Origin of the sequence: Nocardia violaceofusca NBRC 14427 (assembly GCF_963869435.1) — a bacterium.
Classification (GTDB): Bacteria; Actinomycetota; Actinomycetes; order Mycobacteriales; family Mycobacteriaceae; genus Nocardia; species Nocardia aobensis.
Map to the genome: position 1 here is coordinate 26,998 of NZ_CAWMPM010000007.1, position 24,841 is coordinate 51,838.

29 protein-coding genes and 1 pseudogene are annotated in these 24,841 nt (G+C 67.4%); 20 read left to right on the forward strand and 10 right to left on the reverse strand.

Going from position 1 to position 24,841, the window contains the following annotated elements:
- The first annotated feature begins 33 nt into the window (after positions 1-33).
- The gene (locus AC5592_RS07540; RefSeq protein WP_063063800.1) at positions 34-1,062 is read left to right on the forward strand and encodes an alpha/beta hydrolase; all 1,029 of its coding nucleotides are present in this window, start codon (positions 34-36) and stop codon (positions 1,060-1,062) included.
- A 114-nt stretch (positions 1,063-1,176) separates the two neighbouring features.
- The gene (locus AC5592_RS07545; RefSeq protein ID WP_063063801.1) at positions 1,177-2,424 is read left to right on the forward strand and encodes an Nramp family divalent metal transporter; all 1,248 of its coding nucleotides are present in this window, start codon (positions 1,177-1,179) and stop codon (positions 2,422-2,424) included.
- A gap of 6 nt (positions 2,425-2,430) precedes the next feature.
- On the opposite strand, the gene AC5592_RS07550 is transcribed toward AC5592_RS07545, so the two are convergent.
- Positions 2,431-3,297 carry a polysaccharide deacetylase family protein gene (locus AC5592_RS07550; RefSeq protein WP_063063828.1) on the reverse strand — a complete coding sequence of 289 codons (867 nt, stop codon included), beginning with the start codon at positions 3,295-3,297 and terminating at the stop codon, positions 2,431-2,433.
- A 65-nt stretch (positions 3,298-3,362) separates the two neighbouring features.
- Between AC5592_RS07550 and AC5592_RS07555 the strand changes: the two genes are divergently transcribed.
- Complete coding sequence (locus tag AC5592_RS07555; protein WP_036498148.1) at positions 3,363-3,737, forward strand: MerR family transcriptional regulator; 375 nt, start codon at positions 3,363-3,365, stop codon at positions 3,735-3,737.
- Positions 3,738-3,766: 29 nt separating this feature from the next.
- On the opposite strand, the gene AC5592_RS07560 is transcribed toward AC5592_RS07555, so the two are convergent.
- The 5 genes and pseudogenes from AC5592_RS07560 to AC5592_RS07580 form a co-directional block, all read right to left on the reverse strand.
- Positions 3,767-4,183 carry a hypothetical protein gene (locus AC5592_RS07560; RefSeq protein WP_036498158.1) on the reverse strand — a complete coding sequence of 139 codons (417 nt, stop codon included), beginning with the start codon at positions 4,181-4,183 and terminating at the stop codon, positions 3,767-3,769.
- A gap of 45 nt (positions 4,184-4,228) precedes the next feature.
- Positions 4,229-4,399 (reverse strand): annotated as a pseudogene (locus AC5592_RS07565) (type II toxin-antitoxin system HicA family toxin); the annotation flags it as partial.
- 59 nt (positions 4,400-4,458) lie between these two features.
- Positions 4,459-5,325 carry an ABC transporter permease gene (locus AC5592_RS07570; RefSeq protein ID WP_063063830.1) on the reverse strand — a complete coding sequence of 289 codons (867 nt, stop codon included), beginning with the start codon at positions 5,323-5,325 and terminating at the stop codon, positions 4,459-4,461.
- Positions 5,322-6,089, reverse strand: a complete 768-nt coding sequence (locus AC5592_RS07575; RefSeq protein ID WP_083870587.1) for an ABC transporter permease — start codon at positions 6,087-6,089, stop codon at positions 5,322-5,324. The genes AC5592_RS07570 and AC5592_RS07575 overlap by 4 nt, the downstream gene beginning before the upstream one ends.
- A 38-nt stretch (positions 6,090-6,127) precedes the next feature.
- Positions 6,128-7,126 (reverse strand): ATP-binding cassette domain-containing protein, encoded by a 999-nt coding sequence (locus AC5592_RS07580; protein WP_269750165.1) that lies wholly within the window; start codon positions 7,124-7,126, stop codon positions 6,128-6,130.
- A 590-nt stretch (positions 7,127-7,716) separates the two neighbouring features.
- Between AC5592_RS07580 and AC5592_RS07585 the strand changes: the two genes are divergently transcribed.
- Positions 7,717-9,222, forward strand: a complete 1,506-nt coding sequence (locus AC5592_RS07585; protein WP_442789558.1) for an aldehyde dehydrogenase family protein — start codon at positions 7,717-7,719, stop codon at positions 9,220-9,222.
- A gap of 21 nt (positions 9,223-9,243) precedes the next feature.
- Here AC5592_RS07585 and AC5592_RS07590 read toward each other — a convergent pair whose 3' ends face one another.
- Complete coding sequence (locus tag AC5592_RS07590; protein WP_051024269.1) at positions 9,244-10,503, reverse strand: TetR/AcrR family transcriptional regulator; 1,260 nt, start codon at positions 10,501-10,503, stop codon at positions 9,244-9,246.
- Between the two features lie 145 nt (positions 10,504-10,648).
- Here AC5592_RS07590 and AC5592_RS07595 point away from each other — a divergent pair, with 145 nt between their 5' ends.
- Positions 10,649-11,443, forward strand: coding sequence for an enoyl-CoA hydratase (locus AC5592_RS07595; protein ID WP_036498154.1), 795 nt, complete (start codon positions 10,649-10,651; stop codon positions 11,441-11,443).
- Between the two features lie 13 nt (positions 11,444-11,456).
- On the opposite strand, the gene AC5592_RS07600 is transcribed toward AC5592_RS07595, so the two are convergent.
- The gene (locus AC5592_RS07600) at positions 11,457-12,692 is read right to left on the reverse strand and encodes a lycopene cyclase family protein (RefSeq protein ID WP_036498155.1); all 1,236 of its coding nucleotides are present in this window, start codon (positions 12,690-12,692) and stop codon (positions 11,457-11,459) included.
- Between the two features lie 173 nt (positions 12,693-12,865).
- Here AC5592_RS07600 and AC5592_RS07605 point away from each other — a divergent pair, with 173 nt between their 5' ends.
- On the forward strand, positions 12,866-13,924 hold the full coding sequence (locus AC5592_RS07605; RefSeq protein WP_036498156.1) for an alpha/beta hydrolase: 1,059 nt from the start codon (positions 12,866-12,868) through the stop codon (positions 13,922-13,924).
- Between the two features lie 228 nt (positions 13,925-14,152).
- Positions 14,153-14,977 carry an esterase/lipase family protein gene (locus AC5592_RS07610; protein ID WP_232329250.1) on the forward strand — a complete coding sequence of 275 codons (825 nt, stop codon included), beginning with the start codon at positions 14,153-14,155 and terminating at the stop codon, positions 14,975-14,977.
- Between the two features lie 49 nt (positions 14,978-15,026).
- Here AC5592_RS07610 and AC5592_RS07615 read toward each other — a convergent pair whose 3' ends face one another.
- Positions 15,027-15,503 carry a hotdog fold domain-containing protein gene (locus AC5592_RS07615; RefSeq protein ID WP_063063831.1) on the reverse strand — a complete coding sequence of 159 codons (477 nt, stop codon included), beginning with the start codon at positions 15,501-15,503 and terminating at the stop codon, positions 15,027-15,029.
- 466 nt (positions 15,504-15,969) lie between these two features.
- On the opposite strand from AC5592_RS07615, the gene rpsJ reads away from it, so the two are divergent.
- From rpsJ to AC5592_RS07680, 13 genes are all read left to right on the forward strand, one after another.
- Entirely contained in the window at positions 15,970-16,275 is a 306-nt protein-coding gene (gene rpsJ / locus AC5592_RS07620; RefSeq protein ID WP_003938093.1) for a 30S ribosomal protein S10, read from the forward strand.
- Positions 16,276-16,289: 14 nt separating this feature from the next.
- Positions 16,290-16,955, forward strand: a complete 666-nt coding sequence (gene rplC, locus AC5592_RS07625; protein ID WP_036498166.1) for a 50S ribosomal protein L3 — start codon at positions 16,290-16,292, stop codon at positions 16,953-16,955.
- On the forward strand, positions 16,952-17,623 hold the full coding sequence (gene rplD / locus AC5592_RS07630; RefSeq protein WP_036498167.1) for a 50S ribosomal protein L4: 672 nt from the start codon (positions 16,952-16,954) through the stop codon (positions 17,621-17,623). Before rplC ends, rplD begins: the two co-directional genes overlap by 4 nt.
- Positions 17,620-17,925 carry a 50S ribosomal protein L23 gene (gene rplW, locus AC5592_RS07635; protein ID WP_025347175.1) on the forward strand — a complete coding sequence of 102 codons (306 nt, stop codon included), beginning with the start codon at positions 17,620-17,622 and terminating at the stop codon, positions 17,923-17,925. Before rplD ends, rplW begins: the two co-directional genes overlap by 4 nt.
- A 33-nt stretch (positions 17,926-17,958) precedes the next feature.
- On the forward strand, positions 17,959-18,789 hold the full coding sequence (gene rplB, locus AC5592_RS07640) for a 50S ribosomal protein L2 (protein ID WP_036498168.1): 831 nt from the start codon (positions 17,959-17,961) through the stop codon (positions 18,787-18,789).
- A 14-nt stretch (positions 18,790-18,803) separates the two neighbouring features.
- Positions 18,804-19,085, forward strand: a complete 282-nt coding sequence (gene rpsS, locus AC5592_RS07645; protein ID WP_030513362.1) for a 30S ribosomal protein S19 — start codon at positions 18,804-18,806, stop codon at positions 19,083-19,085.
- Positions 19,082-19,489 (forward strand): 50S ribosomal protein L22, encoded by a 408-nt coding sequence (gene rplV, locus AC5592_RS07650; RefSeq protein ID WP_025347178.1) that lies wholly within the window; start codon positions 19,082-19,084, stop codon positions 19,487-19,489. The genes rpsS and rplV overlap by 4 nt, the downstream gene beginning before the upstream one ends.
- Positions 19,490-20,287: a 30S ribosomal protein S3 gene (rpsC, locus tag AC5592_RS07655; RefSeq protein ID WP_039776445.1), complete on the forward strand. Its 798-nt coding sequence runs from the start codon at positions 19,490-19,492 to the stop codon at positions 20,285-20,287.
- Positions 20,288-20,290: 3 nt separating this feature from the next.
- Entirely contained in the window at positions 20,291-20,707 is a 417-nt protein-coding gene (gene rplP, locus AC5592_RS07660; protein WP_030513364.1) for a 50S ribosomal protein L16, read from the forward strand.
- Positions 20,707-20,946, forward strand: a complete 240-nt coding sequence (gene rpmC, locus AC5592_RS07665; RefSeq protein ID WP_025347181.1) for a 50S ribosomal protein L29 — start codon at positions 20,707-20,709, stop codon at positions 20,944-20,946. The genes rplP and rpmC overlap by 1 nt, the downstream gene beginning before the upstream one ends.
- Positions 20,943-21,239, forward strand: a complete 297-nt coding sequence (gene rpsQ / locus AC5592_RS07670; RefSeq protein ID WP_036498176.1) for a 30S ribosomal protein S17 — start codon at positions 20,943-20,945, stop codon at positions 21,237-21,239. The genes rpmC and rpsQ overlap by 4 nt, the downstream gene beginning before the upstream one ends.
- 198 nt (positions 21,240-21,437) lie before the next feature.
- The gene (locus tag AC5592_RS07675; RefSeq protein ID WP_063063803.1) at positions 21,438-22,097 is read left to right on the forward strand and encodes a YdcF family protein; all 660 of its coding nucleotides are present in this window, start codon (positions 21,438-21,440) and stop codon (positions 22,095-22,097) included.
- 176 nt (positions 22,098-22,273) lie between these two features.
- Positions 22,274-23,584: a flavin-dependent oxidoreductase gene (locus AC5592_RS07680; RefSeq protein WP_063920265.1), complete on the forward strand. Its 1,311-nt coding sequence runs from the start codon at positions 22,274-22,276 to the stop codon at positions 23,582-23,584.
- Here the strand turns inward: AC5592_RS07680 and AC5592_RS07685 are convergent.
- Positions 23,527-24,831, reverse strand: a complete 1,305-nt coding sequence (locus AC5592_RS07685; RefSeq protein ID WP_198163783.1) for an acyltransferase — start codon at positions 24,829-24,831, stop codon at positions 23,527-23,529. The two genes, AC5592_RS07680 and AC5592_RS07685, sit on opposite strands and share 58 nt — an antisense overlap.
- Positions 24,832-24,841: the final 10 nt, after the last annotated feature.

Sequence of the window (24,841 nt, forward strand, 5' to 3'; positions counted from 1 at the left end):
CACTTCCGGCGTAGTGGTCTGAGAGCTGCTGCCGTGCTCGCGGCCACCGGAGTCCTCACAGGCGTCGTGGCCGGAGTCGGCGCAACGTCCGCCTCGGCGGACGATCCGGTCATCGCCTCGAAGTCTCTGTTGGCCGACCCGCAGTCGCCCGACGGATCGCGGATCGAGAAGGCCACCTACAAGGACGACCGCAGCATCCGGCTGTACGTCCACTCGGCGGCGATGAACCGCACCTTCCCGGTCGATGTGCAGCGCCCCGCCGACGCCTCGGTGCCGCGCCCGACCCTGTATCTGCTCAACGGCGCGGGCGGCGGCGAGGACGACGCGTCGTGGCAGAAGAAGACCGATATCGTCAACGGCTTCCTGTCGGACAAGAACGTCAACGTCGTGCAGCCCATCGGCGGTAAGTGGAGCTACTACACCGACTGGCTGAAGGACGACCCGAGCCTGGGCCGCAACAAGTGGAAGACCTTCTTCACCGAGGAGCTGCCCTCGCTGATCGACGGCGCGCTGGGCACCAACGGCGTCAATGCCATTGCGGGTCTGTCGACTTCGGGCACCTCGGTGCTGAACCTGGCGATCGCCAAGCCTGGCCTGTACAAGTCGGTGGCCGCCTACTCCGGCTGCGCGGAGAGCAGCACACAGGTCGGCCGCGAAGCGGTGAAGCTCACCGTCAACACCTGGGGCGGCGGCGACGTGCGCAACATGTACGGCGAGGACGACAACCCGGCCTGGCAGGACAACGACCCGCTGCTGCACGCCGATCAGCTGCGCGGCGCGAACCTGTACATCTCCTCGGGTAACGGCCTGCCCGGCCAGTGGGACACCCTCAACGGCCCCTACGCCCTCCCCGGCGCCTACGGCTTGGGTAACCAGCTTGTCGTCGGCGGTGTGATCGAGGCCGCCACCAACTACTGCAGCCACGACCTGCAGGCGAAGCTGGACTCGCTGAACATTCCGGCGACCTACAACTTCCGCAGCTCGGGCACCCACTCGTGGGGCTACTGGCACGACGACTTCCTCGACTCGTGGCCGGTGCTGGCCCGCGGTCTGGGCATCTGACCGCCTCACCCGAACCACCGGATCCGCCTCGATCGCCCTCGCGATCGGGGCGGATTCACTCTTTTCGGGGGGGCTGGCTCACTAAAAAGTTCGGTTGCCCGTAAACTATTTTTCATGGACGCGATCACCGTCGAATCCGGGCCGGCGAGCCGGAATCGGCTGCGTTCGCTCGTGGTCCTGCTGGGCCCGGCGTTCGTGGCGGCGATCGCCTACGTCGACCCCGGCAATGTGGCCTCCAATATCAGCGCCGGCGCGCAGTACGGGTATCTGCTGGTGTGGGTGGTCGTCATGGCGAATGTGATGGCCGCGCTGGTGCAGTATCTGTCGGCGAAACTGGGCGTGGTGACCGGCCGCTCACTACCGCAGATCGTGCGCGAACGAGCCGGGCGCCCGGTCCGGCTGGCCTACTGGGGACAGGCCGAATTGGCCGCGATGGCAACCGATCTCGCCGAAGTCGTCGGCGGCGCCATCGCCTTGAACCTGCTGTTCGGACTGCCGCTGCTGCTCGGCGGCGTGATCACCGGCGTGGTGTCGATGGCCTTGCTGGCCGTGCAGAACCGCCGCGGACAGCAGCCGTTCGAGCGCGTGATCATCGGCCTGCTGGCGGTGATCGCGATCGGCTTCCTGGCCGGTGTGGTGATCTCGCCGCCCTCGCCGTCCGGCGTGGCCGGCGGGCTGGTGCCGCGTTTCGAGGGTGCGCAGAGTGTGCTGCTCGCCGCCGCGATGATCGGCGCCACGGTGATGCCGCACGCGATCTATCTGCACTCCGGCCTGACCCGCGACCGGCACGGCCGCACCGAGCCGGGCCCGCGCCGCAGCCGCCTGTTGCGCGCGACCCGGATGGACGTCGGCCTCGCGATGATCATCGCCGGTGCGGTCAATCTGGCGATGCTGCTGATGGCCGCCGCTACGCTCGGCGGCCGCGATATCGACTCGATCGAATCCGCGCATGCCGCGGTCCGCGAGGTCCTCGGTCCGTGGGCCGCCCTGCTGCTGGCCGTGGCCCTGCTCGCCTCCGGACTGGCGTCCACCTCGGTGGGCGCCTACGCCGGCGCGATGATCATGGACGGGCTGCTGCGCCGCAAGATCCCACTGCTGTTCCGCCGCGTGGTCACCTTGATTCCCGCTCTGCTCATCCTCGCCGCCGGCGTGGACCCCACCCGCGCCCTGATCGTCTCGCAGGTGGTGCTGTCCTTCGGCATCCCGTTCGCGCTGATCCCGCTGGTGCGGTTCACGAGTGATCGCGTTCTGATGGGCGCCGACGCCAATCATCGGGCGACCACCGCGGCCGCGTGGCTGATCGCCGCGGTGATCAGTGCCTTGAACCTGCTGCTGATCTATCTGACCGTGGCCGGTGGGTAACGGCCGTCACGCCGTCGTCCGTCGGTAATGCTCCGCGATCTCGTCGCTCGTGGTCACCCAGACGCCCGGATGATTGACCACGTAGTCGAGCGCCTCGTCCAGATAGCGGTGCCGGAACGCCTGGCCGGTGACGAACGGGTGCAGCGCCAGCGCCAGCACCCGGCCGCTGTCGGCGGAATCGGCGTAGAGCTGGTCGAGCTGGTCGCGGACCATGCGGACGAAGTCGGGGCCGGTGAGGCCCTTGCTGACGAAGATGCCGATGTCGTTCAGTTCCACCGAATACGGAACACTCAGCAGCCCGGGCACATTCAGCCGATAGGGCTGATCGTCGTTGGTCCAGTCGAGCACGTACTCGAGTCCCAGTTCGGCCAGCAGCTGCGGCGTGTGGAAGGTTTCGGTGAGGCCGGGTCCCATCCAGCCGCGGGGCCGGCGGCCGGTGGTCTTCTCGATGGTGGTGACGATATCGGTCAGGACCCGGCGTTCCTCGTCCAGTGACAGTCCGGTGTGCAGATGGCTGTTGCTGCTGCCGTGCGCGAGCCAATCCCAGCCGCGTTCCTTGCCGGCCGCGATGATCTGCGGATACCGTTCGCCCACATCGGAATTCAACAGGGCGCTGGCCCGGATCCCGTACTTGTCGAGCAGTTGGATCTGGCGCCAGATGCCCACCCGCGGGCCGTAGTCACGCCAGCCGTAGTTCAGGGCGTCCGGCGTCAGAGTGGTGGTGCCCTCGTAGGTCGCGGTGCCCGGCAGGTCGACGTAGAAATGTTCGATATTGAGGCCGACGTAGAACGCGACTCGTTTACCCTCGGGCCAGTGGATCGGCTCGCGCTCGGTGATGGGGGAGTAGTCGTACAGTGTGATGTCCGTGCTCATGCCGGTATCGTCGAACCTTGCCATACATGTGAAGGTCAATCGAAAGCCGTTGTGAGGTAGGACATATGCGAATCGGCGAGTTGGCGGAGCGGACCGATACGTCCCGGCGGCTGTTGCGCTACTACGAGGAGCAGGGCCTGATCCGGGTGCGCCGCTGCGCCAACGGTTACCGCGACTACGACGAGCGTCTGGTCGATCAGATCCTGCACATCCGCGGGCTACTGGACGCGGGCCTGCCCACCCGGATCATCAAGCAGATCCTGCCCTGCCTGGACGACCCGCGCGACATCCATTTCGCCGACGCCACACCGGAAATCATCGCCACCCTCGAACACCAGCGCGACCGCCTGACCCAGCGCATCGACCTGCTCACCCGCAACCGCGACGCCATGACCGCATACATCGGCGAACTACGCGGCTGCGCCCGCCCGGCGTCGTAGGCCGGCCCTTGGCGGCCGTATCGGCGGGCTCAGCTCGCCTGGGCCTGCTCACGTGCCTTGGATGCTGTCATCTGTCCGATCCGCTGGAAGGTGTATCCGGTGAGACTTGCGATGTCTCGCAACGGAATTCCCTGCTCGGCGAGTTCGACGGCCAGCGCCTGCGCCTCGGCCTGGTTCTCCCGCTCGATGCGCTCGATTTCGGCCCGTCCGGCGCGGATACGCGCGGCGCGTTCGTTGATATTGCGCACGCCACCGAGGTCATCGATCACCACCTCGATATCGATCGTGGAGGGGGCTACGTCGAGGGTGACGGTGACATAGTCCCGTGCCTCGTCCGCGACGTCGTCGAGTCTGCGTGCCTGGGTCTGTGCGTCCTCGCCTAGTGCGGGGATGGTCACCGCCCACCACCGGCCCTCGCGTCCGGTTACGTGTGCCTCGTATTTCATCGCCGTCTCCTCTCGGCAACTGCAGCCGTCGACCGCTTTCCGGATGCTCCGCACCACGCCGGCTCGGATCGTCGTATGCCCATCCGGAACAGTCACCGAATGTTGCCCGGTCGGACACTGCCACAGACTGTGACTGCCCTTGCCCTGGCGCTTACGGCTCCATCCCGAACGGATGAGTTCCTGGAGGATCGTCCGGGTCGGCTGTTCGCTGATCACCAGTGTTGTCTACTCATTGGACAATTACAAGTCAAATGAGTAGACGTGTCCTTGTCGAATCAGGCTCCTGTTTCGGCGGCGCGGCGGTAGCCGCGTACGGCCGGGTAGCCGAAGACGACGATCATGCCGAAAACCCAGGCCACCGTCTTCCACAGGGATTCGGCGACCGGGCCGTCCCAGCAGAGGCCGCGCATGGCGTCGATGGCGGTGCTCATGGGCTGGTTCTCGACGATCGTCTGCAACCAGGTGGGGTAGGCGAAGACCGGGACGAAGCCGGAGTTGAAGAACATCAGCAGGGTGTTGATGATGCTGATGATGTTGACCAGCATCACGCCCTCGGAGACGGTGGCCAGGGCGGTCACCATCACCGCGAAGCCCACGCCGAACAGCACCGGAATGCCGATCATGGCCAGGGACGCCAGCGGGCCGTTCCAGAAGCGGAAGCCGATGCAGACGCCGACCGCGATCACGAACAGCGTGGTCACCAGGACGCGCAGCGCCTCGGCCAGCAGCCGCCCGGTGAGCCCCGCGGCCCGATGGATCGGCATCGTCCAGAAGCGTCCGAGCAGGCCGGTGTACTTCTCGGTTTTGAAGCCCAGCGCACTGACCACGGCTCCGGACATGGCCGCCACCAGCGTGATCAGCGGGACCGTGCCGTAGACGCTGGGCATGCCGGTGGCCGCGGTGATCGAATCACCGAGCACGATCCGGAACATCAGCAGCGTCAGGGCGGGGTAGATCAGCGTCTGAATGGTGGTCGCGGGGTCGCGCGCCCACACCATCAGCAACCGCTTGCATTGGATCAGGCTGTGCCGCGCCCAGGTCGCGACGGACCGCTCCGACCGCGGCGCGACCACCGGCAGCGGCGTCTGCCAGCCGAGAGTTTCCGGGGCGGTCTCGGTCGTTTCGATGGTCAGACTGCTCACGATCGCCTCACACTCGCCCACACCGCCAGCGGTACGAACGCCGCCGTCAGACTGATCAACCACACCAGCGGCACCCACAGCACATGCCAGCTCACCCCGCCCGCGGCCATATCCCGCAGCGCGAAGGAGAACTGTGAGACCGGCTGATTACGCGCGAACGGCCGAATCCACGCCGGGAATCCGGATTCCGGCACGAAGCCGCACGACAGCATGCCGAGGATCAGCGTCGGCAGGGTCAGTGCCTGACTCAGCGCCTCCGGACTCTTGGTGAAACTGCCCAGCGCGTCCGCGCCGATGGCCAGCACGGTTCCGACGGCCAGTGAGAACGCGCAGAACAGCACCGCCTGGCCGAGGCCGGCGGTGAACCGGAAACCGATCATGTAACCGAAGATCAACGCCGCGATCAGCGAGGTCACCGAGCGCACCAGACCCGCGCAGATACGCGAGATCAGCGGGACCATCGGCCCGATCGGCATGGTCTGCATCCGGGTGTGCAGACCGGTCATCGATTCGAAGGCGGCGATCTGCGCATTCGACATCATGGTGAACGACATGGTCTGCAGCACGATGATCGGCATCACGAACTGCGCGTAGTCGATGCCGCGGAACTGCATCACATAACGCAGCGGCAGATAGAAGCCGAGGGTGAACACCAGCGGCGTGATCACCGCGACGACCAGTTCTCCCTTGGTCGCCATCGTGCGCACGATCCGCCCGGTCAGCGCCCGCCACTGGGCGAAACTGGAGATCCGCGCCTCGGGCATCTGTGCGAAGAGGCGGGCCTCGGCGGCCACCGGCGCGCTCACTGAACTCCGCCGGAATGACCGGTGATGGACAGGAAGACGTCGTCGAGCGAGGGCCGCCGCAGCGCGATATCGGCCAGTTCCAGGCCCGCGGCGTCGAGACGGCGCACCGCCTCGGCGAGGGTGCTCGCCCCGTCCGGGGCGGGGATGGAGATCCGATCGCCGGCGAATTCGTGCCGCAGCGCCTCGGGCACCAGCTCGCCGAGCGCGGACACCGCCTTGCGCAACTGCGTCGGGTCCAGCGGGACCACCTCGCAGTAGCTGCCGCCGGTCTTCTCCTTGAGTTCGTCGGCGGTGCCCTCGGCGATCACCGTGCCCTTGTCGATGACGATGATGTTGTCGCTGAGAACGTCGGCCTCTTCCAGATACTGCGTGGTCAGCAGCACCGTGATGCCCTGCTCCTTGAGCGCGTTGACCAGATCCCACACGCCTTGGCGGCTGCGCGGGTCGAGGCCGGTGGTCGGCTCGTCGAGGAAGACCACCTCCGGCCGCACCACCAATCCGCAGGCGATGTCGACGCGACGGCGCATACCGCCGGAGTAGTGCCGCACCGCGCGCTTACCGGCGCCGACCAGGTCGAATTCCTCGAGCAGCGTGTCGGCGCGGCGACGCGCGTCCTTCTTGGGCAGGCCCATCAACCGCCCGAACAGTTCCAGGTTCTCGCGGCCGGAGAGATTCTCGTCCAGTGCGGCGTACTGCCCGGTCATCATGATCGAGCGGCGCACCCCGGCCGCGTCGGCGACCACATCGTGCCCGGCCACCGAGGCGCTGCCCGAATCGGGGCGCAACAGGGTGGACAGGATCTTGACGGTGGTGGTCTTGCCGGCGCCGTTGGGTCCGAGGATGCCCAGCACCGAGGCGCGCGCGGCGGTGAAGCTGATGCCCTGCAGCGCCTGGACCTCGCCGAAGGATTTGCGCACATCGTCGACCACGACGGCCGGATCGGTGCCCGATGCGGTCACGGCGGTATCGGCACCGGTGGTGATATCGGTGCTCACCCGAGACGCTGCCGCGTGGGTGTCTGCGCGAGACGCTGCCGCGTCGGTGTTTGCCCGAGACGCTGCCGCGTCGGTGTCTGCCCGAGACGCTGCCGCGTCGGTGCCGCCCGAATCCTCACGCGGTGTGTGCGATTCTGCGTTGTCCAAACTCGGCATCAATTCTCCACTATCGGCCGGGCCGCGACCGGATTGTCCGGAACGCTGATCTTTGTCCCGGTTGATGGATACCTTCCACCGGGCGCGATGTTACTTCGTCCGGCTGCGCGGCCGTCGGTGCCGCGGGCTCGGGGCGTCGACCGAGCCCCGGCGTTTTCCGCCGCGATAGTTTTCTACCGCGATCTGAAACAGGTCGTCGTCGAAACGCGTCGGCGGGTTCAATCTGTGGCGTTGCTCACACTTCCGTCGGCGAATCGGCCTCGATCACCATTGTCGCTGGTCCGGACGCGGACCGGGCGGTTCGTAGGATGTTCGTGGTTGTTGTCGCTCGCCCGGGACGCACCATAGTCTGACGACCAGGGGAGCGGTATCGATTCGTCCGCACCCGCCCGCGGCATCGTCGCCCGCCCGCTGCTGGTGCACACGTCGAACGAATGCCGAGGTCTCCGCCGGCGAGAGGGTGGCCAATGGCCGAGATGCTGAAGTCCCACGATCCACGCACCGGCGAGCTCATCGGCGAATATCCGATCATGGACGCGGCAGCGGTCACCGAGGTCGTGCGCGCCGCTCGATCGGCCGAGACCTGGTGGGCGGCAATCGGATTCGCCGGGCGCAAGCGCTGGCTGCTGGAATGGAAGCGCAGTATCGCCCGCAACGCCGGCGAACTGGCCGAACTGATCTGCACCGAATCGGGTAAGCCGCGCGTCGACGCCGCGATCGAGATCATGCTCGCCGTGGAACATCTGAACTGGGCCGCGCGCAACGCCGAAAAACTCTTGGGGCGAGGCAAACTCGCCTCGACCTGGCTCACCCGCAATCAGCGGGCCTCGGTGGGCTATCTGCCGCTGGGCGTGGTCGGAGTGCTCGGCTCGCCGAACAATCCGGTCTTCACCCCGATGGGCTCGATCGCGTACGCGATGGCCGCCGGCAACGCGGTGGTGTTCAAGCCCAGTGAGCTCACCCCCGGTGTCGGTATCTGGCTGGCCGACAGCTGGGCGGCGCTGGCGCCGAACAAGCCTGTCCTGCAGGCGATCACCGGAACCAGCGCGACCAGCGCCGAACTGTGCCGCGCCCGGGTCGACAAGATCGCCTACGCCGGCTCCGAGGCCGGTGCGCGCGAGGTGATCGAACTGTGCGCGCCCACGCTGACGCCCGTCGTGGTCGAGAAGGCCGGCAAAGGCACGATGATCGTGCACGTCGACGCCAAACTCGACACCGCGGCCGAGGCGGCGGTGTTCGGCGCCATGTCCAACGCGGGGCAGAGCCCGGCCGGTATCCAGCGGGCCTACGTCGCGGACTCGGTCTACGAACCGTTCCTGGAAAGGGTCGTCGCCCAGGCGCGTTCGCTGCGTCCCGGTGGCGATCGCAAGGCCTCCTACGGTCCGATGATCATGGATTCCCAGGTCGACGTGGTCCGCCGGCAGGTCAAGGATGCGATCGCGCGCGGCGGCCGGGCCGTGGTGGGCGGCCTGGAATCGATCCGCGAACCGTATATCGAGCCGATCGTGCTGACCGATGTGCCCGAGGACAGCCAGGCGATCACCGCGGAGGCGGTCGGGCCGGTGCTGATCGTGAATCGGGTGGCGAATATCGACGAGGCGATCGACCGCATCAACGCCGCCGATCAAGGCCTGGCGGTCTCGGTGTTCACCCGCGACGTGCGGGGTGTCGCCGACTTCGCCGAACGCATCAGAACCGGTGTGGTGACCGTGAATTCGACCATGGCCTACGCCGCCAACCCGGCCCTGCCCTTCGGCGGGGTCGGCGAGTACGGGCAGGGGCATACGCACGGCGAGGCCGGATTGCGCGAATTCAGCCGCACCCTGGCGATCGCGGAGAAGCGCTACCGGGCGCCGGTGGATCTGTCGAGTTTCGACCGGCACCCGCGCCATCTGCGGTTGACGCGGGCGATCTTCCGGATCCGCCACAGCCGGTTCTAGCCGCGGCCGGTTCCGGCGCCGCTACGCCTCGAGCTGTTCGCCCTGCGCCGCCTCCGGTGCTGAATTCCAGCCCAGCAGAACCGCTTCCATCAACGCGCACACCCGGGCGACATGTTCCGGCCGATTCTCGAAGCGCACGCGCCGCCCGACGTCGACGACCTGCGCGATGGCCGCATGGACGCGGCAGCGCGCCTCGGCCGGGTCGTCGTCGAGCAGATGCGCCCATTCGAGCACGTTCTGCCGCTGCACCGAACGCAGCTTCTGCTGTTCGGCCGCGGGCAGATTCGAGAATTCGGCGAAGTAGACCGGCAGGATCTCCGGCGTCGAGAAGGTCAGCCGTGCGAACCGCGCCGCGATGCGCAGCGCGGCGTCGGAGCGGCTGGTCGCCTCCGCCAGTGCCTCGGAATTCGCGATCGCGACGCGTTCCCCGGTGCGGTGGAACGCGGCGGCCAGCAGATCGGATTTACTCGCGAAGTAGCGGTACACGCTGGACGCGTTGATGCCGACCGCCGCGCCGATCTCCTCGATACTGGCCTCGTGATAGCCCTGGCGGCCGAAGATACGGATCGCCTCGGTGAGCAGCTGTTCGCGTTTGGAACTCAGCGGCAGCCCGCGCACCGGCGCCCCGCCGGCCGCGGGGTCGGGCAGCGGCGGCAGCTCGGTGTGCAGGAGCGACCAGCACATATCGAGCATCAGATCGGTCAGCCGCGCGTTGGACAGGGCCGTGCGGTGCGCGGTGATGCTGCCGATCACGCCCAGCATGCCCGTCGCGATCAGTTCCACGTCTGCGGGCGATGCCTCCGGCCGCAGCGCGGCGACCGCGGATTCGATCAGATCCTGCAGCTCGTCGTAGATCACCCGGATGCGCGCGCGGTCCTCGCGCTCGAGGTAGCGGCGCTCCCAGCGGTACAACCCGCCCTCGCGGCGCACATCGATGGTGTGCTCGGCCAGGGCGCGGATCAGCGCGGTGAGTCGCGATTTCGGATCGAGTCCGGGTGCGTCGGCGGCCTTGGCGGCGTCGAGCAGTTGCTGGGCGCCGGCCTCGGCGGCGGCCACCAGCAGTGCGTACTTGTTGGCGAAGTGGCGGTACAGCGCCGGTCCCGAGATGCCCACCTCGGCGGCGATCTCGTCCACGCCGACCGGGTGATAGCCGCGTTCACTGAAGGCACGGGCGGCGACCCGCACGATCTGTGCCTTGCGATTCTTCGGCCGACGCCGGGTCGTCGTGGTGGTACCCGGTCGCGCGGATGCGAGCCCGGCCTCGCTGCGATCCGCGACCATACACCTCTCCTTCTGCGTTTCGGCTCGTCGACGGCGCCGATTGGTTGACAGCGCCGGACAAGTCAACATAAGTTAACCACAATTCGCAAAGTTAACCATCATTCTCGTCTCGTCGCCAGCGGCGACGGCCCACCTGGGAGTAACCATGAGCGATCACGACCACACCCCCGGCCTCACCATCGTGCGGGACGATCGCGTTTTGCGGGTGACCATCGACAATCCCGGTCGCAAGAACGCCCTCAGCTACGACGCGATGATCGCCCTCGGTGACACGCTGGGGAATGTGGCCGAGGATCAGTCGATTCGCGTCGTCGTGCTGACCGGGGCGGGCGGTGATTTCTGCACCGGCGCCGACCTGGCCGCGGCGGCCGCCGAGAAGGAGCGGGGCATCACCCCCGAGATGACCATGGACGGCGCGAACCGGATGATCCGTTCGATCATCGACGCGCCGGTGCCGGTGATCGCGCGGGTACGCGGCGCCGCCGCGGGAATCGGTGTGGCGCTGGCACTTTCCGCCGATTTCACCTATGCGAGCGAAGAGGCCTATCTGCTGCAGGCCTTCATCAACATCGGCCTGATGCCCGACGGTGGCGCCGCCGCGCTGGTGGCCGCCGCATCCGGGCGGGCACTGGCCGCGGAGCTGGCGCTGCTCGGGGAGCGGCTGCCCGTCACCGAGGCCTATCGACGCGGCCTGCTGGCCGGGGTCCTGCCCGTCGACGAGCTCGATGCGAAGGTCGAGGCGGTCGCCGCCAAACTCGCCCACGGCCCGCGCCGCGCCCTCGAACTCACCAAGCGCACCCTCAACCGGGCCGCCCTGGCGTCGTTGGACGAGGCGCTCGCCGCCGAGAAGGCCGGGCAGGCGGAGTTGCTGCGCGGACCCGATTTCGCCGAGGGCGCCGCCGCGATGCTCGGCAAGCGCAAAGCGGTGTTCACCCACTAGGACGCCCTGGCCGCTAGCCGCCGGTGCTCCCGTCCTCCGGGAGCGCTGCGTCCAGCACCGGATCCGAGGTCGCCGCCGGATACTCGTAGCCCACCCAGCGGTTGCGATTCGCCCAGCCGACCAGATCGAATCGCCAGCGGAACGGCCAGGTTCGCGACACCGTCAGGAACAGCACCGCCCCGAGGGCCGCGTAGTCGTCGTGCGCCGACAGCAGCGCCCGCTGCTGGCGCGGGGAGGCGGTGAAGAAGGCCTCGAACATCGAGATCGATTGCGCGGTCGTCAGCCGCCCCAAGCCGTAGAGGCCGCGCATCCGCATCCAATACACCAGCCGCGCCTGCCACGGCCACAGCGCCGCGACCGGATCGGCGCCCGTGCGCACCGCGTCGACCAGCGTGTCGACCAACGCGAACGAATCGGCGACGCTGTAGCCGGTGCACGGATGCATCATGCCGCCGCGGGAGCCGAACGGCACCGGATCGTCGCCGCGCAGCGACCGGCGCATCGGCGGGGGCGGCTGATCCAGCGGATAGTGCGCGGCCTCGGACGGTTCGTCACCGCGCAGCCGGACGCCGTGCGCGGCGAGCCGATGCAGGGTGCGCCGGCGCAGTTCGTGCTGCGGCATGCCGCCGCGCAGGCCGAGACTGGTCTCCTCGAAGATCACCGTGCCGTCGCCGAGCGGGACCGCGTACAGGAACGAGGGCGGCTCGTCCGGGCCGGCGCCGTTCTCCTCGCGCCAATCCAGCAGCAGCCCTTCACCATCGGCGATCATCGGCGCCGCCCGGTCGGCATCGACGAAGATGCCGTGCGCGCTGGCGGTGCGCCGCGACCCCGGCGAAGCCAGTCCGCGGGTATCGACCACCGCGGCGGCGGTGACGGTGCCGCCGTCCTGCAATTCCACGCGATGAGCGTCGACGGAGGTAGCGCGCCCAGCCAGGACGGTGGCATCGTCCAGAGGAAGCGCGTCGCGTAGCCCGGGCTTGGAGAGTACGCAGTACGGCCTGTCGATTCGATGTGGCGTCTGCGTCCAGACGGTGGGCGCCTCGATGCGCTGGGCGATCGCGCTGTGCGGCAGCCATGCGGGAAGTTCGTCGACCCAGCAGGAGAAGGTCGGCGGCCACAGCCGCTCGGGCCGCGGATCCACCGCCACGACGTCGAGCCCCGCCCGCATCGCGCGGTGTGCGACGGCACGGCCGGTCGGCCCGAGCCCGACCACGCACAGATCGGCTCGACGGACATCCTGCGCACTCATGGCTGCATTCTCCCAGCCCGGCCCCGCATCGCCGCGCAGGCCGTGGACGTTACGCCCCGAAAACTCGTGGCGTAGCAATTCGCGTCGTGAAATGCGTTGGGACAGTTCATAACCTGAGACCACGGGCGCCGTCGGGGGGTGCTCGCGAACTGCTGGTGGCCAGGGAGAACGAGATGCGAAGATATCGATACGAGGGGCGAATTCCGCGGCGCAGATTCCGGCCGCGAATCGGTCCGGTCACCGCCGCCGTGCTCGCGGCGAGTGCGCTGATGATGTACCCCGCCACCGGTTTCGCCGATCCGGTGCCGTCCGGATCGGGGGGAGGGGAGTCGGCGATCGCCGGAGTGCGCACCGACGACGCGCGGCATCAGACCGTCACGGTCCATTCGGCGTCGATGGCCAAGGACATCGAGGTACAGGTCCAGCGCGCCGCCGATCAGACCACGCCGCGGCCGGTGCTGTATCTGCTGCTGGGCGCGGGCGGCGGCATCGACGGCGCCACCTGGGCGAGCCGCACCGATGCGTTGAATTTCCTGGCGGACAAGGACGTCAACGTCGTGACGCCGATCGGCGGCCAGTTCAGTTATTACACCGACTGGAAACACGACGATCCCTTTCTCGGGCGCAACAAATGGCGAACATTCCTGACCGAGGAACTGCCGCCCCTGCTCGATAAATTCCTGAATGCCAACGGTCGCAACGGCATAGCCGGATATTCGATGTCCGCGACCACCACATTGGCGCTGGCCGCCCTCACTCCCGGACTGTATTCCGCCGTCGGGTCCTACAGTGGCTGTGCGCAAACCAGCGATCCGATGGGACAGGAATTCGTGCGCCTCACGGTGAATACCTGGGGATGGTCGAATACCGACAACATGTGGGGCCCGACGGGTGATCCGGAATGGGTGCGCAACGATCCCTACGTGCACGCGGAAGGATTGCGCGGCAAGGCGATCTATATCGCCAACGGCACCGGCCTGCCGGGTCCGTACGACACCTACGGCGGCAAGTACTCACTGCCGGGAGCATGGGGTTTCTCGAACCAGATCGTGATCGGCGGCATCATCGAGGCGGCCACCAACCTCTGCGCGCACAACATGCAGACGCGATTGGATTCGCTCGGCATTCCGGCCACCTACAATTTCCGGCCCACGGGCACCCACACCTGGGGTTATTGGCAGGACGACCTCGAGCAGTCGTGGCCGGTTCTCGCCGGAGGCCTGGGATTGTGATCGATATCTCGAGCCGGAGGGGGCGATATGAAAATGCCACATCATCGCTGATCATTCGTGATAACAGGTGGCGGTCCGGGTGCCGGGAAATATCGTGCACTTCCCCTACCATGGGCTGCCATGAGTAGGGTGCGGTTCTCGGCGAGAGCCGTGTTCTTTTGCGCCTTGGTCGCCATAATTACGGGCCAGGCGCCTGTGGCCGGCGCATATCCGGTGGAGGTTCCGCCATTGCCCGGCGCGAACGATTTCACCTGCCGGCCGGCGCCGGACAAACCCTATCCGGTGGTGCTGGCGCACGGCGCCGCCACCGACGCGCAGCGCAGTTTCGGAGCATTGGCGCCCGCGCTGCGCCGCGCGGGATATTGCGTATTCGCGGCCGATATCGGCCGGGTTCCGTTCCCGGCGCCGGGCACGAGCGGCGCCGCCGATCGGGGGTGGCCCGGTCTGGGCCCGGTGGCGGCGGCCCTGCAGGGAAATGTGATCTACGGCGTCGCGGATATCGGGTCCCAGACGACGGAGCTGAGCACCTTCGTCTCGACGGTCCGTAACGCCACCGGCGCGGCGAAGGTGATCATGGTCGGCCATTCCACCGGCGGCACCGAGATCCGCGAGCTGGTGCGGCGGCGCCCCGACGTGGTGGCGAGTGTGGTCACCGTCGGGACGCCGTACCGGGGATCCACCTTCGAGGGCCTGCCCAGCATGTTCCCGTTCTACGGGGCCCTGGGGATGGACGGGCAGCAGACCGCGGCGCAGGTCTTCGGTCCCGCGGGGGCCGAACAGGTTCCGGGCGCCCCGACGCTGGCCGCGCTGAACGCCGGCGGCGAGACCCCGCCCGGCATCCGCTACACCGCGATCGCGAGCCGCACCGACGAGGTGATCACACCTCCGGAGACCGCGCTGCTGGCCGCACCGCGGCCGGGGGACCGCAATTCCTGGGTGCAGGACGGCTGCCCGAACCTCGCGGTCGGCCACGACGAATTGCTGTCGGCCCCGCGCGTGATCGCCGACATCCTGGCCGCGGTCGCGGACGCGCCGCCGCCCCCGCCCTGCTGAGTCGCGTGCCCTGCCGAGTCGCGACGCCCGGCGAGCCGGGCCGAATCGGCTACTTCGGTGTCACCCAGGTGGTGATGTCGGCGTGTACGACCTCGACGCCGCGTTTGTCATAGATCGACACGGGGACAACCACTTCCGTTCCCTCGGTGAGGCCGTCGAAGTCCGGGATCCGGTCGAGTTTCGCGACCGCGCGCAGACCCGATTCGGCCTTGGCCAGGTACTGCACGTTCATCGCCTTGGGGATCCAGCGGTGGGTGGTCGGCACCGTCGCCTCGCTCAGCATGCCCATCGCGACCTCGGCCAGATTGCAGGCCGCGATCGCGTGGAAGGTGCCCAGATGATTGTGGATCCCGAACCATTTCGGCGCGGTGACCTCGCACAATCCCGGCTCCAGCCGCACGACGTTCGGGACGACGGTGCCGAAGTAGGGGACGCGCGCGATCATGCCGACCGAGAACAGGGCATGTCCGAGCCGGTTGTCGGGCAGCTTCTTCCAGCCGCGATACGTGGCGGTCTCTGTGCTCATGGCCAGCATCTTACTCTGGAGTAAGTTCGACGTGCCGCGACCCGGTCCGGTACCGTCCGACCAGGACCGCGGCATGTCCGCCGGAGCGGACGACCCCCGATTTGGAGTGGGTGGGGGGCCTCGGGCATACTGTTCGGGTTGCCTGCAGCGGTGGTGTGCGTCCATCGCCGGTAGGTGAGCAGGACCCACTGAGTATCGGCGTCGAGTCCGGCGCGGGTACGTCCGGGACGAAGTTCCGAGACCCACCAGGTGAAGTATGCCCGGGGTCGAAGAATGAGCGGAGAGGCGACACGCCCGACCGCGTGGACCGGAAGAACCATGACAGATGAACAGCGGCGATGGATCGGGTGCGCCCCGGTCGTGATGGTGGCTGATGCGTCTTCGTGTGTTCGGGCTGTGCAAATGAGGGTGGTTCGGGAGCGAAAGCTCCTGGGTCACAACGTAAGCGGAGAAAAGGACACTCAGCGTGGCGGGACAGAAGATCCGCATCAGGCTCAAGGCCTACGACCATGAGGCGATCGATGCGTCTGCACGCAAGATCGTCGAGACGGTGACCCGCACCGGTGCCCGCGTCGTCGGGCCGGTGCCGTTGCCGACCGAGAAGAACGTGTATTGCGTCATCCGCTCGCCGCACAAGTACAAGGACTCGCGCGAGCACTTCGAGATGCGCACGCACAAGCGGCTGATCGACATCCTCGACCCGACGCCGAAGACGGTCGACGCGCTCATGCGCATCGATCTGCCGGCCAGCGTCGACGTCAACATTCAGTGACGGGGATTGCAGATATGACTGACAACAAGAACAGGCCCGCCGCGGGCATCCTGGGCACCAAGCTCGGTATGACCCAGGTGTTCGACGAGAAGAACCGCGTCGTTCCGGTCACCGTCGTCAAGGCCGGACCGAACGTCGTGACCCAGATCCGCACCGAGGAGCGCGACGGCTACTCCGCCGTTCAGATCGCTTTCGGCGCGATCGACCCGCGCAAGGTGATCAAGCCCGTCGCCGGGCAGTTCGCCAAGGCCGGTGTCACCCCGCGCCGCCACGTCGCCGAGATCCGCGTCGCCGACGCCGGCTCGTTCGAGGTGGGCCAGGAACTGTCGGCCGATGTCTTCGAAGAGGGCACCTACGTCGACGTGACCGGCACCAGCAAGGGCAAGGGCTACGCCGGTGTCATGAAGCGTCACGGCTTCAAGGGCCAGGGTGCCGCCCACGGTGCGCAGGCCGTGCACCGCCGGCCGGGCTCCATCGGTGGTTGCTCCACCCCGGGTCGCGTGTTCAAGGGCATGCGGATGGCCGGCCGGATGGGTAACGACCGCGTGACCACGCAGAACCTCTCGGTCCACAAGGTGGACGCCGAGAACGGCCTGCTGCTGATCAAGGGCGCGATCCCGGGCCGCAAGGGCGGCATCGTGATCGTCAAGAGTGCTGCGAAGGGTGGTGCCCGGGCATGAGCACCGACACTAAGACCAACCTGACGCTTCCCGTGAAAGAGCCGGGCGGCAAGACCAACGGCACCGTCGAACTCCCCGCGGAGATCTTCGACGCGACCGCCAACATCGCGCTGATGCACCAGGTCGTCGTGGCCCAGCAGGCCGCGGCTCGCCAGGGCACGCACGCCACCAAGACCCGCGGCGACGTCCGCGGCGGTGGTAAGAAGCCGTACCGCCAGAAGGGCACCGGTCGCGCCCGCCAGGGTTCGACCCGTGCGCCCCAGTTCACCGGCGGTGGCACCGTGCACGGCCCGCAGCCGCGCGACTACTCGCAGCGCCTGCCCAAGAAGATGAAGGCCGCCGCCCTGCGTGGCGCCCTGTCGGACCGGGCCCGCAACGAACGCATCCACGTGATCAGCGAACTGGTCGCCGGCCAGACGCCGTCCACCAAGGCCGCCAAGAACTTCCTGGCCGAGCTGTCGGACCGCAAGAAGGTTCTGGTCGTGGTGGGCCGCGAAGACGTCACCGCGTGGAAGAGCGTGGCGAACCTGCAGGGTGTGCACCCGATCGCGCCGGACCAGCTGAACACCTACGACGTGCTGCTCAGCGACGACGTCGTGTTCAGCGTCGAGGCGCTCAACGCGTTCGTGCACGGCCCGGCCGAGTCTGCACAGGAGGAAAGCAAGTGACCACCATCGCCGACCCCCGCGACATTCTGCTCGCGCCGGTGATCTCCGAGAAGTCCTACGGGCTGATCGAAGAGGGCACCTACACCTTCCTGGTGCACCCGGACTCGAACAAGACGCAGATCAAGATCGCCGTCGAGAAGGTTTTCGGCGTCACGGTCACCAGCGTCAACACTGCCAACCGTCAGGGCAAGCGCAAGCGGACCCGCTTCGGTTACGGCCAGCGCAAGAGCACCAAGCGCGCGCTCGTGACCATCTCGGCCGACAGCAAGCCCATCGAGATCTTCGGAGGCCCGGTCGCGTAAGCGGTCGGATCTTCAGAAAGCAGAGAAGAACTCATGGCAATCCGTAAGTACAAGCCGACTACGCCGGGTAGGCGCGGGTCGTCCGTTTCGGACTTCGCCGAGATCACCCGGTCCACTCCCGAGAAGTCGCTGCTGCGCCCGCTCACCAAGTCCGGTGGTCGTAACGCGCACGGCCGGATCACCACCCGTCATCGCGGTGGCGGTCACAAGCGGGCCTACCGTCTGATCGACTTCCGTCGGTTGGACAAGGACGGCATCCCGGCCAAGGTCGCTCACATCGAGTACGACCCGAACCGCACCGCCAACATCGCCCTGCTGCACTACGCCGACGGCGAGAAGCGCTACATCATCGCGCCGAAGGGCATCGCCCAGGGCACGCGGATCGAGTCCGGCACCGGCGCCGACATCAAGCCCGGCAACAACCTGCCGCTGCGCTCGATCCCGACCGGTACCACCATCCACGCGGTGGAGCTGCGTCCGGGCGGTGGCGCCAAACTGGCTCGTGCCGCCGGTATGAGCATCCAGCTGCTGGGTAAGGAAGGCGCCTACGCCGTCCTGCGTATGCCCTCCGGTGAAATCCGCCGCGTCGACGTGCGCTGCCGCGCCACCGTCGGCGAGGTCGGCAACGCCGAGCAGTCGAACATCAACTGGGGTAAGGCCGGCCGTATGCGCTGGAAGGGTCGCCGCCCCACGGTCCGTGGTGTCGTCATGAACCCCGTCGACCACCCGCACGGTGGTGGTGAGGGCAAGACCTCCGGTGGTCGCCACCCGGTCTCGCCCTGGGGTAAGCCCGAAGGCCGTACTCGTAAGCCCAACCGTCCGAGCGACAAGCTCATCGTCCGCCGCCGCGGCAAGAAGCGTTAAGGAGGAGGTTAAAGATGCCACGCAGCCTCAAGAAGGGCCCGTTCGTCGACGAACACCTCCTCAAGAAGGTGGACGTCCAGAACGAGAAGGGCACCAAGCAGGTCATCAAGACCTGGTCGCGTCGTTCGACCATCATCCCCGATTTCATCGGCCACACGTTCTCGGTCCACGACGGCCGCAAGCACGTGCCGGTGTTCGTCTCGGAGAACATGGTCGGGCACAAGCTCGGTGAGTTCGCGCCGACCAGGACGTTCCGGAGCCACGTCAAGGAAGATCGGAAGAGCAAGCGGCGATGAGCGAACAAGACACCACGCTTCAGAACCCGACCGCGCGCGCGACCGCGAAGCACGTTCGCGTCACTCCGATGAAGGCTCGCCGCGTCGTGGACCTGGTCCGCGGCAAGCGGGTCGAGGATGCGCTGAACATCCTGCGCTTCGCGCCGCAGGCCGCCAGCGAACCCGTCGCCAAGGTCGTGGCCAGCGCCGCGGCGAACGCCGAGAACAACTTCGGCCTGAATCCCGACACTCTGGTCATCTCGACGGCGTATGTCGACGAGGGCGCGACCATGAAGCGTTTCCAGCCGCGCGCCCAGGGCCGCGCGTTCCGGATCCGCAAGCGCACCAGCCACATCACGATCGAGGTCGAGAGCGTCGCCAGCGCCGCCCCGGCTCGTAGCCGCCGGAAGGGAGGGGCTAAGTAAATGGGACAGAAAATCAATCCCCACGGCTTCCGCCTCGGTATCACCACCGATTGGAAGTCCCGCTGGTACGCCGACAAGCAGTACAAGGAATACGTCAAGGAAGACGTAGCCATCCGCAAGCTGCTGAGCACGGGTATGGAGCGGGCCGGCATCTCGAAGGTCGAGATCGAGCGCACTCGTGACCGCGTCCGGGTGGACATCCACACCGCGCGTCCGGGCATCGTGATCGGCCGTCGCGGCGCCGAGGCCGACCGCATCCGCGCCGAGCTGGAGAAGCTCACCGGCAAGCAGGTTCAGCTGAACATCCTCGAGGTCAAGAACCCCGAGTCGGATGCGCAGCTGGTTGCCCAGGGTGTGGCCGAGCAGCTGTCCAACCGTGTGGCGTTCCGTCGCGCGATGCGCAAGGCCATCCAGTCGGCCATGCGTTCGCCGAACGTCAAGGGCATTCGAGTGCAGTGCTCGGGCCGCCTCGGCGGCGCCGAAATGTCGCGCTCGGAGTTCTACCGCGAGGGTCGGGTGCCGCTGCACACGCTGCGCGCCGACATCGATTACGGCCTGTACGAGGCTCGCACCACCTTCGGCCGCATCGGCGTGAAGGTGTGGATCTACAAGGGCGACATCGTCGGCGGTAAGCGTGAGGTCACCGCCGCCGCCGCGCAGCCCGAGCGTCGCGAGCGTCGGGAGCGGCCGAGCCGTCCGCGGCGGTCCGGTTCGGCCGGTACCACCGCGACCAGCACTGAGGCCGGACGGGCCGCCACCGCGGTGGCGGAGGCTCCGGCAGAGAATCAGGAGGGCTGACCCATGTTGATGCCCCGCAAGGTCAAGCACCGCAAGCAGCATCACCCCCGTCGTACCGGTATGGCCAAGGGCGGCACCTCGGTGGCGTTCGGTGACTTCGGCATCCAGGCTCTGGAGCCGGCGTACGTCACCAACCGGCAGATCGAGTCGGCGCGTATCGCGATGACCCGCCACATCCGTCGTGGCGGCAAGATCTGGATCAACATCTACCCGGATCGCCCGCTGACCAAGAAGCCGGCCGAAACCCGCATGGGTTCCGGTAAGGGTTCGCCGGAGTGGTGGGTCGCGAACGTCAAGCCGGGTCGCGTGATGTTCGAGATGTCTTACCCGAACGAGGAGACCGCTCGTGAGGCGCTGCGCCGCGCGATGCACAAGCTCCCGATGAAGTGCAGGATCGTGACCAGGGAGGAGCAGTTCTGATGGCTACCGGAACTCCGGCCGCAGACCTGCGCGAGCTCAACGAGGACGAGCTCGTCGCCCGCCTGCGTGAATCGAAGGAAGAGCTGTTCAACCTGCGCTTCCAGATGGCGACCGGCCAGTTGCAGAACAACCGGCGCCTGCGTGTGGTTCGTCACGAGATCGCGCGCATCTACACGGTCATGCGTGAGCGCGAGCTCGGCTTGGCCTCCGGTCCTGAAGGCAAGGGAGACGCCGCATGAGCGACGTAAAGGGCCCGGCCAAGACGCCGGCCAAGGAGACCGAACGTGGCTCGCGCAAAGTGCGTGTCGGTTACGTCGTCTCCGACAAGATGAACAAGACGATCGTTGTCGAGCTGGAAGACCGTAACCGGCACCCGCTCTACGGCAAGATCATCCGCACCACCTCGAAGGTGAAGGCGCACGACGAGAACGAGATCGCCGGTGTCGGCGACCGCGTGCAGCTGATGGAGACCCGTCCGCTGTCGGCCACCAAGCGGTGGCGGCTGGTGGAGGTCCTCGAAAAGGCGAAGTAGGAAGGCTCCTTCTTCTCCGGCCTCGGCTGTGTAGTCGAAATACGAAGGCCCGCTTCCCGTTCGGGAAGCGGGCCTTCGTGCATCCGAGGCCGAGCTCTCCGCTTGCGGTTTCGCCGGATCGGCAGCTCGTTCGCACGCGACGGGTCTGCCACGACCACACCGGCCGGCGAGTGTCCGCTGCGTTCGTATGATCGTCGGATGCGGATTCCCGAGCGTATTCGACCAGATGTCCGCACCCTGTGGGAGTACAACCTCATGGGGCATGAGGTGCGGCCGGTGGATGTGGGGATCGGGCTGGGGAGTCACGACATCGGGGTGGCGGTGTATGCGGTCGAGTTGTTTCGGCGGGGGATCTTTTCGACGGTCGTGTTCAGTGGCGCCAACGCGCCCACGACGGTGGCCGAGTTTCCGGACGGGGAAGCGGTTCACTATCGGGAACACGCTGTCGCGCAGGGGATTCCGGACGACGCTGTCCTGGTCGAGCCGCGCGCCACGAATACCGCTGAGAACATCGACCTTTCGCGTGCGTTGCTGCGCGACTCAGGTCGCGTCGTGCGGTCGGTTCTGCTGATCTGCCGGCCGTATCAACAGCGGCGCAGTTATGCGACCTGCCGGAAGCGCTGGCCGGAGGTCGAGGTGGTGTGCGGATCGCTGCCGGAGTCGCTGGACGACTATGTGGCGCGGATCGGCGATGCGGAGCGGGTCGTCACGATGCTGGTGGGGGATACGCAACGGGTGTGGCGGTATGCGGCCGAGGGATGGGCGATCGAACAGGATGTTCCGGACGCGGTTCGCGCCGCGTACGACCGGCTGGTGGCGGCCGGCTTCACCGGGCGTCTGCTGCCACCGCACCGATAACCGGCCGGCCGCGGGTGGCCGTCGATCGGAACACACCCACCCACGGTGAATGACTGGGCTGCCCACACCGGAGAATCGGTAGATTACTCGCGTCCTCGGGGCATCGGCGGGAGGAACGAGAAGGTGTGGGGTGTACGGAATTTCGATTCACTGCGACTGCCGGCGGGAGAGCGGTGATGCGGGTTGTGATCGCGGGCGCAGGGATCGCCGGACTGACCGCTGCGGCCTGTCTGCACCGGGTGGGCATCGACGCGGTGGTGTTCGACGCGGTCACCGAACTGCGTCCCCTCGGTGTCGGGATCAACCTGTTGCCCCATGCGGTGCGGGAACTGACCGAGCTGGGAATCGGTGCGGCCCTGGCCGATTGCGCGATCGCGACGTCGCGCACGCTGCACCTGGATCGGTTCGGGAATCGAATATGGAGTGAGGCACGCGGATTGGCCGCCGGTCAGCGCTGGCCGCAGTACGCGGTCCATCGCGGCGAATTGCAGGAGTTGCTCGTGGAGCTGGTGCGTGCCCGGCTGGGTGCGGACGCCGTGCGTGAAGGGCTGGCGCTGCACTCGTTCACCGAGGACGCCGATAGGGTGCGCTGCCGCTTCCACGACCGGTCCGCAGGCCGCTTCGTCGAGGAGACTGCGGATGTATTGATCGGCGCCGACGGTCTGCATTCGGCCGTCCGAGCGCAATTGCATCCGGCCGAGGGACGTCCGCTGTGGAACGGCATTCGAATGTGGCGGGGCGTCGGTGAGATTCGGCCCTTCCTGGATGGCCGGACGATGGTGGTCGCGGGTTCCAACCACGCCGCGAAATTCGTCATGTACCCGATTTCCGGCGCCGCGCATCGTCGGGGGAGTTCGCTGGTGAACTGGGTTGCCGAAGTGCGCGTGCACGATACGGCGGAGCAGAGCCCGGACTGGAATCGCGCCGGTCGGCTGGCGGATGTGCTCCCGCACTACGACGGTTGGCGCCTGGCCGGTGTCGACATTTCCGCGTTGCTGCGCGCCGGCGCGGAAGTGCTCGAGTATCCGATGGTCGACCGAGACCCGTTGCCGCACTGGGGGAGCGGACGCGTCACGATAGTGGGCGATGCCGCACATCCGATGTATCCGGTCGGCTCCAACGGCGGCTCGCAAGCGATTCTCGATGCCGGTGTGCTGGCGTCCGAACTCGCGGCGGCCGCCGATCCGATCGCCGGACTGGCGCGCTACGAGCAGGTCCGGCGGAAGGCGGTCAACGCCATCGTGCTGGCGAACCGCGATATGCCGATGGACCGGGTGCTGCACGCGGTGGCGCAACGAGCGCCGCGCGGCTTCGATCGGATCGAGGAGGTACTCACCGCGGCCGAACTCGCCGGCCTTGCCGAGGCGTACCGCCATACCAGTGCCGCTGTTCCCGTCGACCACGCATCGGACGCGGCAGAAGACACGACCTATGCCGCCGGTGCCTCGGCGGACGACGGCCGTCCATACGACTCCGGGACGGAGTGACCGGTCTCGTAGGCCGCCGCGCGCCGCGGCGCTGCCGGGCCGAGCGACCGCACTCGGCGTCCGAGCGGGGTTGTTCCCTCGATCCGGGGCCGGCCGGTGAGGTAGATACTGCCGGGCGCGTGGCGCACCACGCCGACGATCGCGAGGGTCACCGCCAGGACCGCCACGAACAACAGCGCCGTCGCGCCCGCGGCGCCGACCGCGTCGTGCAGCCGCGGGTAGAGAGGGATCAGCAGTTCCAGCACGATCGGATGCATCAGGAAGACAGCGAACGAGCGATCGGCGCCGTAGCGTGAGATGCGGCCGACGACGCGGTACTTCGGACGCAGCCAGGACCACCACGTACTCACGGTGTAGAGGCCGACGATCAGCGCGACGAAATAGGCGGCCATGTACGGGTTGAAGACGTTGTCGGCCTGCCACGGTGTGGTGCCGCCGGCGACGGCGTGCTGATAGCACCACTCGGCGCCCGCCGCCACGAGGACAGTGCCGAGGATCAGCAGCGGGCCGAAGCGACGCACGGCCCGGTCGACGGTGCCGATATGCCAGGCGGCGACCGCGCCGAACAGGATGTAGAACTGGTACGGCAGTACCGTCACGTAGAGGTGGTCCCACAGCTCCTCCGGCATACCGGTGAGCGTCGGCGGATGCGTGAGCGCCCCCAGCATGCCCGCTTGGACGAGCGCGCTCGTCCCGAGTACCCACCGGTGGTGGCCGGCCGACCAGCGGACGAACCGGAGCAACAGCGGAAAGAGCAGATAGATCTGCATCGAGACCAGCAGGAAGTACAGCTGATACCAGGCCTCTCCGGTCACGAGTTCGATCGCCAACCGGCGTACCGCTCCCGCCGCGGACTCCTGATGAATACCGGCGACCACCGAATAGCCCCAGTAGAACACCGACCAGAGGACGTAGGGGATGCCGACGAGGGCGAAGCGGCGGCGCCAGAAATGCGGCGCGTCGAAGGACCGGTCGGCGTACTGGTAGATCAGCACGAATCCCGTCAGCGTGAAGAAGGCCTCGCGGGGAAAGTGCAGCAGCACCATGGCCCCGTTCGCGGACACGTTGTTCGGATCACTGGATCTGTCGATCACGTGTACGGCGATCACACTGGCGAAGGTCAGGATCCGGAACAGATTCACCTGATGCAGATAGGGCCGCGACGGCTGGGGTTGTGCGGCCTCTCCGGATCCGGTCGTGGCGGAGGTGGGCGTACCGCGGACCGAGGTCGCAATCGCCGTACTCATCGTGCCGTGA